The sequence below is a fragment of the Asaia sp. As-1742 genome (assembly GCF_011753235.1).
GTDB lineage: Bacteria > Pseudomonadota > Alphaproteobacteria > Acetobacterales > Acetobacteraceae > Asaia > Asaia bogorensis_B.
Genome location: NZ_VWWA01000047.1, coordinates 1 through 1615 on the forward strand (window position 1 = coordinate 1; position 1615 = coordinate 1615).

Annotated in this window: 1 protein-coding gene; it reads right to left on the minus strand. The window is 46.0% G+C overall.

What is annotated here, in order from left to right:
• Positions 1 to 71 precede the first annotated feature (71 nt).
• On the minus strand, positions 72 to 1502 hold the full coding sequence (locus F3J08_RS16805) for a hypothetical protein (RefSeq protein ID WP_166931910.1): 1431 nt from the start codon (positions 1500 to 1502) through the stop codon (positions 72 to 74).
• Positions 1503 to 1615: the final 113 nt, after the last annotated feature.

Consider the following 1615-nt stretch of genomic DNA (forward strand, 5'->3'; position numbering starts at 1 on the left):
CACCCCCAGCATAAAAAATGCCAAAGTAATGATAGGCTCATCGCAAGGGGCCATGCAAATACATCTACCTTTCAACCCATAACAGACCCAAGCGCCGAAATGGCATCGCTTTCCGGCTCACTACCCGACGGTGCATCGTAATCATGCCAGTCAGTATCGGGTGCGGGAATTAATACGAAAGATTCAAATGTCCGGTCATTTTTAGAGTCCAGCCAGACGTCTCCTTCGGAGAAAACCACGATGAATCCAAGTCGGCTTGCGACCACATAACCACGCTCATCCATCTCTGCATTGAATTGCTCCATCCATTCCTCCGCTCGACTCTCGGCGAGGCGCAGGACAGACGCTCTATCGTAATATCTATCTAGTTCGATTTTACCGTCCTGTATGACTAGAAAATATTCGGCATCGTCGAACAATAATTTCAAATAAAGGTCTTCTGTCTGTAGCGTGATGTGAACCGGGACGCATCCCGTTTCAGGAAATATCAGGCGTTGTCCACGCAAGCATTTCTCACGAATGTCGTAGACGAGCATCAGGCCATGATAAGAGAGTAGATAGCAACGGCTTTGGTTCCGGAACGTGTAGTCACGTTCGCGCTTCACAGCAGGGGGCAGTGTAACGGCGTCGAGCCATTGCAATACCGCATATGATTCGTCCCTACGGCCCTCCCGCCGCAGGTGATAGGACAACCGGCCAGAGATCGTACTGTCTTTGATAAGGGGGAGATAATCGATTCCACGATCGCGAAGGATTTTTAGCAGTTTAAAACAGAGTAATGGCTTTTTTTCGGTAAATTTTTCAAATATCTTTTTTATAGTATGAGGATGAGAGCGTTTTATTTTAGAGATTACAGAGACAATATGGGGTATGTCGAATGTAAGGCTGGCGTTTACGATCTTCTGGGTGTTGATTGTTCCCGAGATAAAGTCGACGATCCCATGGCCGATATGGAATAATTTGACTTCGCTGACTTGGTCCACATGTTCAACGATCGTTGCTGCGTGATACGAATCAACCGCATCGTGGGGATCGTAGGCGATGATTATGCGTGCTCGCCCTCCTCTCCGACGTAGCCCCATTCCGAGCATCGCATCTCGAAAATTTTCTTTCTCATACTTGATATCGATATGGTCGCACTCATTCCGATCTAATGACCATTTTGGGGACATTGCCAAGACCACGTCTGCGTTGAGTGCATCCGCAAGACGTATGGCCGCATGTCCTCCCATTGAGCAGCCAAGCACGACGACTTTCTCAAAATTCGATATTTCTTTTTGGACTAATGGAAGCCATTCTGCTTCCTCGGAAGAAATAAACCAAAAATCTTGCTTTGACGTTATGCCGATCGCGGGAATCTTTGCTTTATTCAGAGGGGGCTCAGCGAAAAATCCGGTGGTAGCATGTTGCGAAATTCCGGAAGGACAAAAGGTCACTACAACATATTTCCCACTATGTTCATTTCTATGAACAACAATTTCATGACCTTCAAATATGACCATAGCTCTCTCCAAGTGCTTCAGATATAGAATTTCTGTGAAGGGAACGAATTTATTTTAATATAGAAAGACGTCACACTGCTAATCACTACTTTGGCATTTTTTATGCTGGGGTA

Excerpts from the sequence above, each read along its gene's own strand:
- F3J08_RS16805 (WP_166931910.1), bottom strand. The coding sequence starts at position 1,502 with ATGGTCATATTTGAAGGTCATGAAATTGTTGTTCATAGAAATGAACAT.